Annotated in this window: 12 protein-coding genes; 7 read left to right on the plus strand and 5 right to left on the minus strand. The window is 74.6% G+C overall.

Annotated features, from left to right (window positions below):
- Positions 1-31 precede the first annotated feature (31 nt).
- The 4 genes from FH969_RS09765 to FH969_RS09780 form a co-directional block, all read right to left on the minus strand.
- Positions 32-2,749: a CHAT domain-containing protein gene (locus FH969_RS09765; protein ID WP_139987106.1), complete on the minus strand. Its 2,718-nt coding sequence runs from the start codon at positions 2,747-2,749 to the stop codon at positions 32-34.
- 1 nt (position 2,750) lies between these two features.
- Positions 2,751-4,508, minus strand: a complete 1,758-nt coding sequence (locus FH969_RS09770; protein WP_139987107.1) for a S8/S53 family peptidase — start codon at positions 4,506-4,508, stop codon at positions 2,751-2,753.
- 141 nt (positions 4,509-4,649) lie between these two features.
- The gene (locus FH969_RS09775; protein WP_108718870.1) at positions 4,650-5,144 is read right to left on the minus strand and encodes a hypothetical protein; all 495 of its coding nucleotides are present in this window, start codon (positions 5,142-5,144) and stop codon (positions 4,650-4,652) included.
- Complete coding sequence (locus FH969_RS09780) at positions 5,141-5,764, minus strand: RNA polymerase sigma factor (RefSeq protein WP_139987108.1); 624 nt, start codon at positions 5,762-5,764, stop codon at positions 5,141-5,143. The genes FH969_RS09775 and FH969_RS09780 overlap by 4 nt, the downstream gene beginning before the upstream one ends.
- Positions 5,765-6,017: 253 nt before the next feature.
- Here FH969_RS09780 and FH969_RS09785 point away from each other — a divergent pair, with 253 nt between their 5' ends.
- From FH969_RS09785 to FH969_RS09805, 5 genes are all read left to right on the plus strand, one after another.
- Positions 6,018-8,831, plus strand: a complete 2,814-nt coding sequence (locus FH969_RS09785) for a circularly permuted type 2 ATP-grasp protein (protein WP_139987109.1) — start codon at positions 6,018-6,020, stop codon at positions 8,829-8,831.
- Entirely contained in the window at positions 8,828-9,862 is a 1,035-nt protein-coding gene (locus tag FH969_RS09790) for a transglutaminase family protein (RefSeq protein WP_234417458.1), read from the plus strand. Before FH969_RS09785 ends, FH969_RS09790 begins: the two co-directional genes overlap by 4 nt.
- 372 nt (positions 9,863-10,234) lie before the next feature.
- Complete coding sequence (locus FH969_RS09795; RefSeq protein ID WP_139987110.1) at positions 10,235-11,245, plus strand: hypothetical protein; 1,011 nt, start codon at positions 10,235-10,237, stop codon at positions 11,243-11,245.
- 206 nt (positions 11,246-11,451) lie between these two features.
- Positions 11,452-12,372, plus strand: a complete 921-nt coding sequence (locus FH969_RS09800; RefSeq protein ID WP_180359748.1) for a PfkB family carbohydrate kinase — start codon at positions 11,452-11,454, stop codon at positions 12,370-12,372.
- A gap of 222 nt (positions 12,373-12,594) precedes the next feature.
- A complete protein-coding gene (locus FH969_RS09805; protein ID WP_246071843.1) occupies positions 12,595-13,749 on the plus strand; it encodes an LCP family protein in 1,155 nt (384 codons plus the stop codon).
- Between the two features lie 134 nt (positions 13,750-13,883).
- Here FH969_RS09805 and map read toward each other — a convergent pair whose 3' ends face one another.
- Positions 13,884-14,651, minus strand: coding sequence for a type I methionyl aminopeptidase (gene map / locus FH969_RS09810; RefSeq protein ID WP_139987111.1), 768 nt, complete (start codon positions 14,649-14,651; stop codon positions 13,884-13,886).
- Between the two features lie 37 nt (positions 14,652-14,688).
- Here map and FH969_RS09815 point away from each other — a divergent pair, with 37 nt between their 5' ends.
- Together FH969_RS09815 and FH969_RS09820 are read left to right on the plus strand one after the other, a co-directional pair.
- Positions 14,689-15,174: a (deoxy)nucleoside triphosphate pyrophosphohydrolase gene (locus tag FH969_RS09815; RefSeq protein ID WP_108718875.1), complete on the plus strand. Its 486-nt coding sequence runs from the start codon at positions 14,689-14,691 to the stop codon at positions 15,172-15,174.
- A gap of 7 nt (positions 15,175-15,181) precedes the next feature.
- Positions 15,182-15,868 carry a GNAT family N-acetyltransferase gene (locus tag FH969_RS09820; protein WP_139987112.1) on the plus strand — a complete coding sequence of 229 codons (687 nt, stop codon included), beginning with the start codon at positions 15,182-15,184 and terminating at the stop codon, positions 15,866-15,868.
- Positions 15,869-16,042: the final 174 nt, after the last annotated feature.

Raw genomic sequence — 16,042 nt, forward strand, 5'->3', positions numbered from 1 at the left:
TCGGACCCCGCGAGTACCGGCGCCGCGGCGGCTACCAGCCGTTGCCGAAGCAGACCAGGGCGGCCGCGGGCGATGCACCCGGGGGGCGTGCGCCGTCGGGGCCTGCGGACCGCGCGCCGGACGTCGCGCCCAGTGCGGCGAGGGCGTCGGCCGGCCCGATGCCGTCGGTGAGTGCCCGGTGCAGCGCGACGACGAGCTCGCCCGCGCTGTCCGGAACCCGTGCGGGCGCGGCGACCACGCAGCGCGCGCCCGCGTGCAGCCACGCGCGCGCCATCCCAACCGTCTCCTGACCCCACACCGCGGACGAGCGGCCGAGCTCGCACGAGGACAGCACGACGTAGCGGGGCACGTGCGCGAGCAGCTCGATGTCGTACCCGAACCACGGCCCGTCGACGAGCTCGAAGCCCGAGAACAGCGGGTTGTCTGCGGTGTGCCGGCCGTGTGCGGCGATGTGCAGTACCTCGTGGCTGTCCGCGAGGGCGGTGACGGCGGCCGCAGTCGCGCCGTCACCGGTGAGCGTCTGCGCGACTGGCCAGACCGCGGCGCACGCCTCGACCTCGGCGGCCGCGTCCGCCAGGTTCGGGCCCGCCACGAGCCCCGCCGACGCGGGTGGGGCCAGCGAGCCGGCCGGCCCCCCAGCAGGACCGATACCAGCACTCACAGCAGCAGCACCAACACCAGCAGCACTAGCAGCCCCGGCACCGGCCTCGGCAGCACTGCCCGCAGCACCAACACCACCAACAACACCACCACCACCGTCAGCACCAGCACCGGCCCACACCCGCGCCCGCCGCAGCCAGTCCTCGAGCGTCTCGGGCACCGAGACCGCCACCGACTCCAGCCCGGGCATGAGGTTCCACGGCAGGCTCGACACCGCCGGCGGCGCCGTCACGACGAGCCGCCGCAGCCGCCCGCGCCCGCGCCCGAGCCCGCGCGAGCCGAGCCCGCGCCCGCGCGAGCCGGGCCCCCGCCCGAACGAGGCCCCCTCGAGCCCCAGCGGCGCGAGCAGCGCATCCGCTATGGTCGCGAGCCGCCGCCGCAGCGACGCCTGCACCGCGCCGGCCATCGCGGGCCGCAGACGTGCGGCGGCCATGTCGAGGTCGGCGAGCAGCGCGGAGACGTCCGCGGCGATCGGTGACCACGCCCCGAGCCGGACCAGGCGCGGCCCACCCGCGGCCGGGTCCAGCACCACGGCCGCGATCTCCTGGTCCGTGCGCAGGTAGGAGACGAGCACGGCCTCCTGCGCGGCGAGCGTTGCGGTCAGCCCCGCGACGTCGAGCCCGCCGCCGACCTGCGACGCCGGCCCCGACCAGGGCGAACGCTCGCGCCAGTCCGACCCCGGCGCCGCGAGCGGACGGTCGGTGGTCTCGCCGCGCCGCGCCGCCGCCAGGTCGAGCTCCGCCGACCGCTGCACGGGCGTGGCCCGCGAGACGAGGCCGCGCGTCAGCTCCGACCACGCGAGCACCGCCTCGGCGTCGCCGAGGGCCACCGCCGACGTCGTGCCCGTCACGAGAAGCCGGAGCCGGTGCACCGACATCGAGGTGCGCAGGTCGACGTCCTCGTACCGCTCCTGCCACGCCTTGACGAGGTCCATGCCCGCGCGCGCCCGACGCAGCGCAGTGCGGTGGTGCCCGGCCGCCGCGGCCACCTCCGCGCTCACCTCCTGGTAGTGCGCGCGGTCCACCACGCTCTCGTTCGCGCGCGGCCTGGCCGTCGCGAGCCGCGCTCGCGCGCCCGCCACGTCACCCCCCCGCGCGAGCGCCGACGCCTGGTAGCGCGCCAGCTGGCGCGCCGAGTCGCGCAGACCGCCGGCGGCGAGCGCGTCGCGGACCTCGACGGCGTGCCGCAGCGCCGTACGCGTCGGCGGCCCGGACGGGCCGGCGGTCCCCGCCAGCTCGAGCCGCGCGATGGCCGCCTGCGCCCGCAGGTTCCCGACGGCGTCGCCCACCCGGGCGAACCGGCGCGCCGCCGCGCGGGCGTACGGAAGCGCACGCTCGACGTCGTACAACCGGTAGGTCTTCGCGATCGACAGCTCGGCCTCCGCCTGCTGCCGCCGCCAGCGGGCGCGGCCGTACGCCGTGGCCGCCCCCTCCAGCAGCCCCACCGCCTCGCGCGGCATCCCGGCGAAGAGGAGTAGCTCGGCGTGCGCGAGGTCGCACGTCGCCGCGAGCTCGGGGCCCAGCGGCGCGAGCACGGCGCGCGCCTCGGCCATCTCGCGCTGCGCGCCGACCAGGTCCCCGCGCGCCAGGAGGACGAGCGCCGCGTTGTGCTGCGCCTTGGCCGCCCCGACGTCGTTGCCGGCCCGGCGGAACGCGTCCGCGGCGCGGGAGAAGCACGCCTCGGCGAGCGCGAGGTCCTCGGACTCGTCCGCGAGCATGCCGCGGTTGAGCAGCACGTTGGCGAGGCGGCCGGGCTCGTGGTCGAGGCCGCGCGCGGCGACGTCGAGCATCGGCGCGGCCTCGGCGAAGTCGCCGAGGTGGATGAGGACGAGCCCCAGCTGGCCCGCGAGCACCGCGGTGGTGCGCGAGGAGAGCCCCGGGGTGGCGAGTGCGTCGCGGCACAGCTGCGCCGCCGTCGCCGCCTCGCCTCGCGCGGCGAGCACGTAGGCACGCGTGCCGACGACGAGCGCAGCCTGGTCGACGTCGGGATCGCGCGCGGCCGCGAGGTCGAGCAGCCGCGACGCCGTGCCGAGTCGGCCGGCGTTCGCGTGCCCGACCGCGCGGTCCAGGAGCTCCTGGGTGCTCAGCACGCTAGGCGTCGCCCCGATCCACACCCGGGTCCGCCTCGGGCCCCGGGCACAGCCCCTCCTCGCAGTCGGCGGGGTCGTGCATGAGGTGCCCCTGCAGGTTCGCCCACACCTTGGCGGCGCGCTCGGTGCCGAAGCCGGCGTCCCACGCCTCGGGCGCATCGTCGAACGCCCGCACCAGGCGCGCCGCGAGGTGCGGCGCGGCGAACGAGGTCCCGCTCCAGATCGCGAAGTGACCGCGGTAGTCGTCGGGGTCGAGGGTTTCGCGGTGCCGTCCCTTGACCACGCCGCCGCAGTCGTCCTCCTCGTCGACCCGCGCCACCGGCTCGAGCCCGCCGCGGAACGGCGGTGTCGCGCTCACCATCGCCGCCCCGGTCATCCACGTGGTGACCCAGTGGCCGAAGTTGGAGAACAGCGCGAGCGTGCCGTTAGGGTTGCGCGCGCCGACGGAGAACCACGGCGCGCCCGGCGCGGGGTCCTTGGCGAAGCGCGCAGGGGACAGCTCGCGGTTGGTCGACTCGTTGCCCGCCGACATCACCACGACGACCCCGGCGCGGGAGAACGCCTCGATCGCCGGCCGCATCAGCAGGTCGACCGTGCCGTCGTCGTCCCAGGGGCGCTCGTGGTAGTACCCGAGAGACAGGGACAGGACGTCGACGGCGTAGGTCCCGTTCTCGATCTCGACGGCGAGCGTGTGCAGCGCGTCGTACAGGTCGCTCTCCGCGACCGCGCCGTCGCCCGCGACGACGCGCCAGGACAGGATGTCCGCGCGCGGTGCGACCTGCCGCACGATTCCCGCGATGAAGGTGCCGTGGCCGGCGACGGAGTCGAGCACGCCGTCGAACGGCTCGTACTGCCCGGGATCCGCCTCCGCAGAGAGCGTGCCGATGGTGAGCGGCGTGATGTCCTTGACGCCGGTGCGCAGCCACGGGTGGTCGCCCACGCCGGAGTCCACGATCGCGACGACGGGGCGGCGCCCGCGCTTCGGGTCCGGGCCGCGCGAGGGTCGCGGGAGCACGACGGCGACCGGCGAGCGTCCGCCGGTTCCCGGCAGCACGTAGCTGTCGGCGGGGGAGGCCAGGCCGTTCGTGCCGTAGAAGCCCTTGGGGTTGGTGCCGTAGAAGCCGAGGCCGTTGGTCCCGTAGAACCCCTTCGGATTGGCCGAGAAGGAGCCGGTCGGTCCGGTCGCGGGTGCCGACGGCACGGGCGTGGTGAGGAAGACGGCGTGGTCGAGCGCGAGGCGTGGAAGGTCGGCGTCCGCGCGGGCCGAGGCGTCGCCACCCACCTCAACGTCCGGCTGGCCCCCGTTGCCGAGGTCCCCGGTGTCCACGTCCCTGGTGTCCAGGCCCCGACGGCGCCGGTCCCGCACGCGTGGGTCGGGCTCGCGCTCGCTGCGGACGGCCTCGACGAGGGTGAAGGCGTCGGGCGTCGTGATCCCTGCGATGCCCGGCAGCGGGACGATCTTCAGCCGCGTGACCACCTCCTCCCCGCCCTGCTCACCGTCGTTCGGCGGGATGACGACCCGGCCGCCGTCGCCGAACGAGCGGTCGACCTCGAGGAACCAGCCCAGCGGCTCGACGCGCGCGTTGAGCGCGTCGCGATACCGCTCCGCGTCCGCGCCGATGAGGAGCACCCGGTCCGCGGCGTACACCGTGGGCAGGGCGCGACCGGTCCGCGCCTGGGCGGGGTCCAGCACGGCCCACGGCACGCTCGGCCGGAGCGGCTCGTCGCCCGGCTTCTCGTCGGGCTTCTCGTCAGGCATATCGGTTCCTTCCGGAGGGCGGAGGGCGCACAGAGCGGGGCGGAACGACGGGGTTCACTCTGGCACGACGGCGAGCACACCGTCGTGCGTCCGGCTCACCAGAGAGAGATCACCAGAGCCACCAGAGGTCAGCCGTCACGTTCAGACGGAGAAGGCCGGCGTCTCGTGGCGCAGGCCGCCCTCGAGGTCGAAGCGCAGGAGCGCGATGCCGGCCGGCACGTCGTGCAGCGCGAACCGGCCGTCGGCATCCACCGAGGCCGTGGCGAGCGGGACCTGCGGCCGACCGCCCCGGGCGGGCTCGCCGTCGGGCACCACGAGGCGCACGGTGCCGGCCGCGGCGGGGGCGACCCAGCCGTCGATCCGGCCGGGCGCGATCCGCAGCATGACGTCCAGCCCGCGGCCGGTGAACTCGATGACCGTGAGCTCGGCTCCCGCGGCGCGCACCCCGAGAGCCTGCGCGTCCGCCTCGGCGACGAGCGTGAGCAGCGCGTACTCGGTCTCGAGGTCCTCGGCGGCGCGGGCGGCCTCCACGACGGCGGCCATCTCGCGGTCGAGGCCCTCGGGCATCGGATCGAGGTCCTGCCACATCAGGGCCAGCCGGGCGAACAGCGCCTCGTCGCTCTCGTACGTGGTCATGCGACACCTCCCTGGGTGGAACCGGCGCCGGCCTCGAGGGCGGCGCGGAGCTTGGTGAGACAGCGGGCGCGGGTCGGCCCGATGCTGCCGACCGGCATGCCGAGGTGCTCCGACAGCGCGGCGTAGTCGGGTCGGTCGGAGAACGCGACGACGCGGAGCAGCCGCTGGCAGCGCTCCGGCAGGGAAGCGACGGCGGACCACAGCGAGCGGTGGTCCTCGCGCTGGGCGGCGAGGTCCTCGGCGGCCTCGCTCGCGGGCAGGACGGCGTCCCACGCCGCGTCGTCGGCGGGGACTGCCGTGCGGGCCAGGTCGGCCTCGCGGCGCAGCCGCCACGACTCCCTCCGGGTGCTCGTGACCAGCCATGACCCGACGGCGCGGGGGTTCTCGATCTCCGCCCGACGGCGGACCAGCGCCACCCACACGTCCTGGATGACGTCACGCGCGGTGTCCTCGTCGAGGCGGCACGCGCGGGCCACGTGCCACAGCACGGGGGTCATGAGGCGCACGAGCTCGTCGGCGCTCGCCGTCCCGTCGCGCCATGCGGTGAACGCGCCGGCGGCCTGCTCCCAGACGGAGGGCGGGTGGCCGCTCGGCGCGCGCTCGTCGCCCACGGTCGACATTGTCGTCATGGTAGTGGTGAGGGCGCCAGGCCTTTCCTGATACACGGCCCTCTCGGCGCACGCCCTCGCGGCGCCGCCTTCTCGGCGTCCGCCCTCCCGCCCGGCGCAGATGCGTGCTGCGCGGTGAGCGAACGCCCGCCCGACCCCGCCTCGATGAACCACGTCCGCCCTCGCGTCGGTAATACACTCACCAAGTCGCCCGACCCGAGGCGACGGCGCCAGTCGCCACACTTGACGAAGCCGCGAGGTCCCCATGACCGATCTGCTCGCGAGCTATCGCGCCGCGGGTCCGGGTCACGACGAGATGCTCCAGTCCACGGGGGCCGCGCGCGAGGCGTGGGCGCTCATGGCCGAGCTGGCCGGGCTCAGCGACGGGGTGCAGCTCGCGGACCGGGCGCGCGACGTCGCCGGGCTGCTGCAGGACAGCGGTGTGCGGCAGGGCGCCGGCCCTGAGGAGCGACCCTGGCTCCTCGACCCGATCCCCGTGCTCTTCGACGAGCACGAGTGGGCCCACGTCGAGGCCGGTCTCGAGCAGCGGGCGCTGCTCCTGGACCACCTGCTCACCGACCTGTACGGCGAGGCGACGCTGCTCACGAGCGGCGTGGTGCCGCCCGCCCTCGTGCTGGGGCACCCCGGGTTCGTCCGGGCGGTCAACGACATCCGCAACCCGGGGCCGCACCAGCTGTTCATGGTGGGCACCGACCTCGCGCGCAACGCCGACGGCACCTGGCAGGTCCTCGCCGACCGCGCCCAGGTCCCGATCGGCATGGGCTTCGCGATGCAGGACCGCCGGATCATCGCCGAGGTGCTCTCCGGGCTCTACCGCCGAGCCCGGATCCGCCGCGTCGGTCCGTTCTTCCAGGCCGTGCGCCGCGCGGTGCGCGAGGCCGCCCCCGCCGGTGCGGGACACAACCCGCGCGCCGTGCTGCTCACGCCCGGTCCGTTCTCGCCCGCCGCGTTCGACCAGGCCTACCTCGCCACGATGCTCGGCTACCCCCTCGTCGAGGGCGAGGACCTCGTGGTCGAGCGCGGCCGCGTCTGGATGCGCTCGCTCGGCCGGCTCGAGCCCGTCGACGTCATCGTGCGCCACCTCGACGCGGAGTACTGCGACCCGCTGGACCTGCGCGGGGACTCCCGGCTCGGCGTCGCCGGCCTCGTCCAGGCGGCGCGCGACGGCGTGGTGACGATCGTCAACCCGCTCGGCTCGGGCGTCCTGGACAACCCCGGGCTGCTCACCTACCTGCCCCGGATCGCGCGCCAGGTGCTCGGCGAGGAGCTGCTCATCCCCTCGACCGTCACGTACTGGTGCGGCGAGCGGTCGATGTGCTCGCACGTCATCGCCAACCTCGACCGGCTCGTGGTGCGCTCCACGGACGGGTCCCAGCCCGCGGTCCGCGGCTGGGAGCTCACGATCTCCCAGCGGGCCGACCTCGCGGTCCAGATCGCGGGCCAGCCCCACCTGTGGGTGGGCCAGGAGCGCGTCGAGGCGTCGACCACCCCCGCGGTGCACGGCGTGGCGCTCGAGGCGCGGCCGACGCAGCTGCGCACCTACGCCGTCGCGAGCGGCGAGGGTTACCAGGTGATGTCCGGCGGGGTCGCGCGCGTGGCGCGTGCCGGCAGCGACGTCGTGGACCCCAGCCCCACCGACGCCGCGAAGGACGTCTGGGTGCTCTCCTCCCAGCCGTACACCGTCACCGACCCGTGGGTCTCGGAGGACGCCGGACCGAGCCCTGCGCGCGTGCCGACGTCGATCTCGCCCGGTGCCGCCGAGGACCTGTTCTGGTTCGGCCGCTACACCGAGCGGGCCGAGGGCGTCACGCGCCTGGTGCGCGCCGTCGGGGACCGGTTCAACGACTTCGCCGCACCCTCGCAGCCGAGCGCGACGGCGTGGGCCGCCTCGCACGGCGGACGGCACGCGGGGCGTCAGTCCTCCGACGGCGTGGCGGCGCTCGCGGTCCTGTCCACCACCCTCATCGAGGTGCTCGGGCCGCACTCGCTGTCCGACCTCGTGCTCGACGCGCGCGCCGCGCCGTCGGTGGGGCACGCCGTCGCGCGCATGTCCCGGTGCGCGAACTCGGTGCGCGACCAGATGTCGACCGACACGTGGACCGCGCTGTCCTCGCTCGAACGTGCGCTGTCCACCGAACGGCGCCGGCAGGAGCGCGAGGGCACGCTCGGCACCGACACCGACGTCACCGCGATCACGGCCCGCCTGCTCGAGGGGCTGCTCGCGATCGCCGGCATCCTCGCGGAGTCGATGGTGCGCGACGTCGGCTGGTGCCTCATGGACGCCGGCCGCCGGCTCGAGCGCGCCCAGCAGCTCCTCGACGTGCTGCTCGCGACCTTCCGGGTCGAGCGCGACGCGGCGGTGGACACGCTCGTGCTCGAGTCCGTGCTGATCGCGCACGAGAGCGTCATCACCTACCGCCGCCGCTACCAGGCCACGGCCTCGGTCGAGACGGTGCTCGACCTCCTCCTCAAGGACGCGACGAACCCGCGCTCGCTGCGGTTCCAGCTGCGCAAGCTGGCCGACGTCCTGGCGCAGGTCCCCGCGTCTGCGCGCTCGACGTCGACCCGCGACTCCCTGCTCGCCGACGTCCAGGACCTCCTCGAGGAGATGGACACGGGCGCGGCGTCCGAGCCCGACGGCGAGGGGCACCGCACGCGCCTGGCCGAGAGCCTGGAGTCGATGCGGTGGCGCCTGCGGGAGCTGGGCGAGGAGATCGCGCGGGTGCACTTCACCCACCCGGTGCCCGTGCCGTGGCTCGACGCGTCCGGCACGTTCGCGCCGGTCCCGGGCGGGTCGGCGGGGGGTTCTCCGGGCGGTCTGCCGGGTGCCGGTGCGGCGGGCGACGGACGGACGACGGCGAGCCTCGCCGTCGGGCCCGACGGCGCCACTGCCGGCGCTGGGTCGGGCGGCGCGACGGGCTCCTCGGTGGGGACGGTCACCGCCGGCGCGGGCGCGCCGACCGCGGCCGGAGCCGGACCCGCGACGGCGAGCTCCGCCGTCGGGCACGACGGCGAAGCCGTCTGGAGCGAGCCCGGCCGCGGGAGGGGGGAGTCGTGATCCGCAGGCGCGAGGACGTGCAGACCCCGCGGCACTACCGGCTGGCGCACCGCACGACGTACACCTACCCCGAGGTCGTGACGAGCTCGTACGGGCGGGCGGTCATGCTGCCGCGCGAGGGCGGCGGGCAGCACGTCGTGACGTCGGCGCTGCACATCTCCCCGACCGCGGCGGAGATCGGGGAGCACAAGGACTTCCACGGCAACAGGTCCTCCTACTTCGTGGTCGACACCGAGCACACCGTGCTCGAGGTGCTGGCGGAGTCCGTGCTGACGGTGACGCGCAAGCAGGCGCAGGTCGACCGGATGCCGATGATCTCGTGGTCGCAGGCCGCGGAGGTCACGCACACGCTCGGCTCGCCCGGGCGGGGGAGCTCGGCGGCGTCGCACGGGATCGGGGGCAACGCCGTGATCGCGGTGTCGGAGGCGACGCTCGCCTCGGACATGGTGGACGTCACCGAGGAGGTGCGGGAGTTCGCTGCGCCGTCGTTCGGGCCGGGGACCCCGCTCGCGCACGTGATCGCCGACCTGTGCACGCGGATCCACGACGAGCTGGAGTACAAGTCCGGCTCGACCACCGTGCGCACCACGCTGCCCGAGCTCCTCGCGCAGCGGCAGGGCGTGTGTCAGGACTTCGCGCACCTCATGATCGGCTGCATGCGGTCGATGGGACTCGCCGCGCGCTACGTCTCCGGGTACATCGAGACGAACCCGCCGCCCGGGCGGCCGAAGCTGCGCGGCGTGGACGCCTCGCACGCGTGGGCCTCGGTGTGGGTGCCGGGCGGCGGCTGGCTGCACGTGGACCCCACGAACGACCAGTTCATCGACAACCGCTACGTGGTCCTCGGCTGGGGCCGGGACTACCGCGACGTCTCACCGCTGCGCGGCATCGTGTTCACGGAGGGGCGCGGGTCGTCGCTGTCGGTGGGGGTCGACCTCATGGAGCTCACGCAGGAGGAGCTCGAGGAGGTGCGGTCCTCGCACGCGGCGACGGCTGCGGCGGGGGTCGGGGCGGCGCGCGCGCGGCGGTAGGGCTGGGGTTGTGGCGCGGCGGTAGCCGTGGGTGCGACCGCGGTGACGCGAGAGCGAATCTGCGTTCCGTCACAGCGACTCGAGCGATGACCGTCCGATCGCTCAGGCCTGTGACCTGCGGCGATGCCCGCTGTGCGCCCAGCAGTGCCAGGTCAGTCGCTGTGGCGTCACGGCCAGTCGCTGTGGCGTCACGCGCGGGCCCATCTGCCGTCGGACTGGAGACGCATCTGTCACCCCGCCTGCCTCGGGCTGGAGGCGCTCCCGTCGGCCCGTGTGCTTCACAGACTGTCCCCACAACCGCAGCGGGACCGGTCATCCACAGACTTGAGGCTCGCCGCCGCGGTCCGCGCGCGTCGCGGGTGTGCTGAAGCCATGAACTCCGCAGAACAGCAGGGCGTGCTCGGCGAGCTGCGTCGACGCGGGGGCGCCGCGCGCGTGCACGAGCTCGCGGCGACGCCCCATCTGATCCGACTGTGTGTCGCGCGCGGTGACCTCGTGCGCATCGAGCGCGGCTGTGTGGCGCTGCCCGACGCCGCGCGCGCGTTCGCGCTCGCCGCCCAGCAGAACGGCCTCGTCTCGTGCGTGTCTCGGCTGCACCTGCTCGGCGTCCAGGTTCCGGGCGATCCGGACGTCGTCCACGTCTCCGTGCCCACGCACCGGGGTCACGCCAAGGCCTTGCCCGACGGCGTGGTGCGCCATCACGAGGAGGCCCAGCGTGACGGCGAGCTCCGCGCCACGAGGTTCGTGGACGCCGTCGTTCGCGCGGTGCTGTGCCTCGTGCACTCCGGGACGTACGACCTCGCGGTCGGAGTCGTCGACCAGAGCCTCCGTCGGGTGCCGCCCGGCAAGGTGGGCGCGGTGCGGCGCTACGTTCTCGCGCAGGTTGCCCGGACGTCGGTCGCGCTGGCTCGGGCACTCGACGACGACATCGACCGGCGCGCTCGCGCCTTGCGCGAGACCGAGGTGAGGCTCGTGCTGCGGCGGGGTGGGCTCGCCGTCGCACCCGGGATCGAGATCCCGACCGTCGGTGAGGTGGACATGCTCGTCGACGGCCTGCTGATCACGGAGATCGACGGGTTCGCGTATCACCGCGATCGCGTGCTTTACCGGAAGGACCGACGGCGCGACCGCACGGCGCTGGACCTGACTCTGCTCACGCATCGGTACGCGTGGGAGGACAGCGACCCGCTTGCCGTGCTCGCGCGCACGAGAAGTCGCCTCGTGACGATGACGGGACCGTTGCCGTTCGCCGAGCACGTCTCGGACGAGCTGCGTGCCGGCGTCGAGGCGCTGCGGAGCGCTGCGGTCGAGCCGCGGAACCGGGTGGTGGGAGCCCGGCACCTGACCGGCGCAGCTCGGGCCGCTGTCGTGTGGCCGGTGTGAGCGTCAGGTCGATCGAACCGGCACGTGACGGGAGAGCGACTCTGCTTCACGCCACAGCGACTCCACACGTTGTGACCGCGGGTCGCGACGCGCTGACCTGTGGCTTTGCCATGGGACCGCGCGCGAAGAGCCGTTGAGTCGCTCTCCCGTCACGCGGAGTCGCTGTGGCGTCACGCTGCAGGTGGCGTGCGCGGCAGGATGGCCCCGTGGCCGCGACCCCGTTCGGACTGTTCGCCGGTCTGGCGACCCTCGACGTCGTGCACCACGTCCACCGACCGCCCGGCCCGGACGAGAAGGTCACGGCGACGGCGACCTACGTCGCGGCGGGCGGACCCGCGGCCAACGCGGCTGTCACGTTCGCGGCGCTGGGTGGCCGGGCCGTGCTCACCACCGTGCTGGGGTCCGGTGCCGTGGCCGACCTCGTCCGGGCGGACCTGCTGCGCTATGGCGTCGAGGTCCTCGACCTCGCCCTTCCCGGCACGGCCCTCACCCCACCCGTCTCGGCGATCACGGTGACGGCGGGCACGGGCGAGCGCAGCGTCGTCGGGTCGGACGCCCGCGGTGCGCCCGACGTCGAGCCGTCCGCCCACCTGCTCGCGCGCCTGGGCGCAGCGGACGTCGTGCTGCTCGACGGGCACCACCCGCGCCTCGCGGTCGGCATCGCCCGGGCCGCGCACGACGCGGGCGTGCCCGTCGTCGTCGACCTCGGTCGCTGGAAGCCGGTCTTCGACGACCTCGCCCCGCTCACCACCCACGCCGTCTGCTCGGCCGGCGTCCGCCCGCCGGGCGCCACCTCCGCCGCGGACACCGCCGCCCACCTGCGCCGACGCGGGGTCCCGGTGGTGGTCGCCACCGCGGGCGCCGGCCCCGTCCGCCTGTGGTCCGTGATGCCCGACGGCGAGCCCGCCTCGGGCCTCGACCTCGCCGACATGGCGGTTCTCGTCGAGGTGCCGACCGTCCCCGCGGTGGACACCCTCGGGGCGGGCGACGCGTTCCACGGCGCGTACGCCTTCGCCGTCGCGCACGGGGCCGGTGCCGTGGAGGCGGCGCGGCTCGGCGTCGAGGTGGCGGCCGAGCGGGTCCAGCACGCGGGACCGCGCGCTTGGCTCGCGGCGCTGCGCCGGTAGCCCGCCCGATCGCGTGCGTTCGTCGTCGAGGTGGCGGCTGCGGGGGTGGGTCACGTCCCGAGCGTGCCCCTGGAACGCACGGCGCGGGGGACGGACCCGGGCCCGTGCCGTCCGCCGCCCTCGTGTGCACGAGCCGTGCACCTCGTGGGGACAGCATGGAGGGAAGGCGCATACGTCGGGGGACACCGGGCGCTCGCGCGGCGCCGTCGTTAGGGTTCGGGGGTGCCCGAGAACCCGCGTGACGACTTCGACGACGACGCGTCCGCCGACGTCCCGTCCGAGCCCGACGAGGGCCGGCTCGACCTCGACGAGGACCGGACGGCCGACCCGGCGGACGAGCGGCGCACGAACCGCTCGGGCGCCCGCAAGGCGCTGATCGGTGTCCTGTGCGTGCTCCTCGTTCTCGGGGTCGGCGGCGCGTCGGCCGTGTGGCTGTTCCAGCGCAGCCTGATGAACAACATCGAGTCGCTCGGTGACCCGTTCGCGGGTGTCACCGATCGACCGGTCCCGACCACCTCCACTGACGTCCCCGACGACGCCGCGTCCACGATCAACTTCCTGGTGCTCGGCTCGGACTCGCGGATCTCGGCGGGCGACCCCACCCAGTGGACGTACGGTGCGCAGCGCACCGACACGATCATGCTCGTGCAGATCCCCGCCGACCGGAAGCACGTGTACGTGATGTCGATCCCGCGTGACTCGTGGGTTCCGATCCCGGACCACGGCGAGGCGAAGATCAATGCCGCGTTCTCGTACGGCGGTCCGCCGCTGCTCATCCAGACGGTCGAGGACCTCACGGGCGTCCGCATCGACCACTTCGTCGTGACGGACTTCGAGTCGTTCAAGAACATCACCGACGACCTCGGCGGCGTCGTCCTCGATCTCAAGGAGGACTTCACGGTCGACGGCGTGACCATCCCGGCCGGGGAGCAGCAGACGCTCGACGGCGCGCAGGCGCTGAAGTGGGTGCGTGAGCGGTACTCGCTCCCGCGCGGCGACTTCGACCGGGTCCAGCGCCAGCAGGCGTGGATGCGCGCGATCGCCGCCAAGGTCCGCAACTCCGGCGTGCTCACCAACCCGGTGCAGCTCACCTCGCTCCTGACGACGCTCTCGTCGTCGATCTCTGCCGACGACGGCCTGACGTCCGACGTCCTGCTCAACCTCGCGCTGGACCTGCGCGGCCTCTCGACCGGCGACATCACGTTCTTCACTGCGCCCTACTCGGGAACCGGGCGCAGCGACGACGGCCAGAGCATCGTGCTGCTCGACGACGCCGCGCTGGCGCCGCTCATGGAGGCGTGGCGCAACGACGACCTCGGCGCCTACCTCGGGGCGAACGGCTCGACGCTGGACCGGTTGCCCGCCGTCGTGAACTGATCGAGCGCCCGTGACCTGACCGAGGGTCCGCGAACCGACAGGGACGCTGCGAGGCGAGCGACGCCGTCGTGAACCGGCCTTGGCCGCCGGGAGCCACCGGCCCCGGGAGCGGCTCCGGACACTGACCGTGCGCGTCAGTCCCGCGCGGTCAGGACGAGCGGCCCGCTCGGCGTGATTGCCACGGTGTGCTCGGAGTGTGCGCCACGCGAGGAGTCCGCGGACCGCAGGGTCCACCCGTCGGGGTCGGTGTAGATCTCGTCGGTCGTGGCGAGGAACCACGGCTCGATCGCGATGACGAGGCCGGCCTTGAGCTTGAGCCCGCGGTGCGCGCGACCGTCGTTGGGCACGTGCGGCTCACCGTGCATCGTGCGCCCGACGCCGTGGCCACCGAAGTCGGTGTTCACGAGGTACCCGTACTGGTGCGCGACCTCGCCGATCGCCCACGAGATGTCGCCCAGCTTGTTGCCGACCCGGGCCTCCTCGATGCCGGCCGCGAGCGCGACCTCGGTCGCCTCGATGAGCCGGCGGTCCTCGGGCCGCTCCGTGCCCACGATCACCGACAGCGCCGAGTCGCTCACCCAGCCCTCGAGCTCGGCCGCGAAGTCCACCGAGAGCAGGTCGCCGTCCTGCAGGACGTAGTCGTAGGGCAGGCCGTGCAGCACGGCGTCGTTGACGCTCGTGCACAGCACCTTGCCGAACGGCATCGCGCCGAAGCTCGGGTGGTAGTCGATGTAGCAGGACGTCGCGCCGGCGTCGCGGATCATCTGGTGGGCGAGCTCGTCGAGCTCCAGGAGGTTCACGCCCACGGCGGCCTTGTCCTTCAGCGCGGTGAGGACGGACGCCACGAAGCGGCCGGCGGGGCGCATCTGCGCGACCTCGGTGGGGGTCTTGAGCTCGATCACGCCTCCCAGCCTACGGCGGCCCGCCTACGATCGGCGTGTGCCCCTCGTCGTCGCCGCTGCGATCCTCGATGACCTCGAGCAGCCCACGCGGCTGCTCGCGGCCCGCCGCAGCGCTCCGAAGACGCTCGCCGGCGCCTGGGAGTTCCCGGGCGGCAAGGTCGAGCCGGGCGAACAACCCAGCGCCGCACTCGTCCGTGAGCTGCGCGAGGAGCTCGGCGTCACGGTCGAGCTCGGCCGCATCGTGCCCGGCCCCGACGGCGAACGGGCCGAGGACTCCGGCGTCGACTCCGACGACGTCGGCACCGGCTCCGACCTCACCCTCATGACCTGGCCGATCCACCAGGGCCACCGCATGCTCGTGTGGCTCGCGGTGGTCTCCGAGGGCGTGCCCCTCCCGCTGGAGGACCACGACGAGCTGCGCTGGCTCGACGTCGGCGACTGGCGGTCCGTGCCCTGGCTCGCCGCCGACCTGCCGATCGTGGGCGCGCTCGAGCGCTTCCTCGGCCTTCCGCGTGTGCCGTGAGCCGCACGTGACCGCGCAGCCCCTCGAGCGCACGACGCTCGCGCGCGGCGCGCTGCGCCTCGAGCCCCTGCGCCCGGACCACCTGCCCGCGCTGCACCGCGCGCTCGCGCGCCCCGAGGTGTTCGCCGGCGGCTGGGGCGGCGGCGCCGCGGCGCTGACGCCGGAGCGCGCCGCCGACCCCGACGCGTTCGCCGCCTGGTTCCTCGACTACGTGCCGCACCGCGCGGGCCTCACCTACGTCGTCGTGCGCGTGCCCGACGGCGAGCCCGCGGTCGCGCTCGACGCCGCACCCGAGGTGGTGGGCACCACGAGCTACGGCCACGTCGACCTCGCGTGCGAGTCGCTCCACGTCGGGTGGACGGCGTACGCGCCGTCGGTGTGGGGCACGACCGTGAACCCCGCGTGCAAGCTGATGCTGCTCGAGCACGCGTTCGCCTCCGGGTTCCACCGCGTGCAGATCCAGGCGGACGCGCGCAACGACCGGTCCCGCGCGGCGATCTCGCGCCTCGGGGCGACGTTCGAGGGTGTGCTGCGTCGGACGAACCCGCGCGCCGACGGGACGTGGCGCGACACCGCCGTCTACTCGGTGCTCGCGCCGGAGTGGCCCGCGGTGGAGGCGGGGCTCCGAGCGCGGCTCGGCGAGGCCCCCGCAGCACCGACCGACCGCCCGGCCGCGCCGGACGGCCGTCCGTGACCGTCGTGGACGTGGCGTGGCGAGACCGCGTGGACGTGCTGCGCCTCGTCGCACGGGACTGGGTGCCCCGCCTGCCGCGGGTCGCGGCGGTCGTCGTGGGCCTCGCGCTCGTGGCCGTCGGCTGGTACCTGCTGGGTGAACCGCTGGTGGCGCTGCGCGTGCTCGTGCCGTACG

Source organism: Miniimonas arenae, assembly GCF_006351005.1.
GTDB classification, from domain to species: Bacteria; Actinomycetota; Actinomycetes; order Actinomycetales; family Beutenbergiaceae; genus Miniimonas; species Miniimonas arenae.

What these genes read in the sequence shown, in the direction of transcription:
- FH969_RS09770 (WP_139987107.1), bottom strand. Translation starts at nt 4,508, where the DNA reads ATGCCTGACGAGAAGCCCGACGAGAAGCCGGGCGACGAGCCGCTCCGG.
- FH969_RS09775 (WP_108718870.1), bottom strand. Translation starts at nt 5,144, where the DNA reads ATGACCACGTACGAGAGCGACGAGGCGCTGTTCGCCCGGCTGGCCCTG.
- FH969_RS09780 (WP_139987108.1), bottom strand. Translation starts at nt 5,764, where the DNA reads ATGTCGACCGTGGGCGACGAGCGCGCGCCGAGCGGCCACCCGCCCTCC.
- FH969_RS09785 (WP_139987109.1), top strand. Translation starts at nt 6,018, where the DNA reads ATGACCGATCTGCTCGCGAGCTATCGCGCCGCGGGTCCGGGTCACGAC.
- FH969_RS09795 (WP_139987110.1), top strand. Translation starts at nt 10,235, where the DNA reads ATGAACTCCGCAGAACAGCAGGGCGTGCTCGGCGAGCTGCGTCGACGC.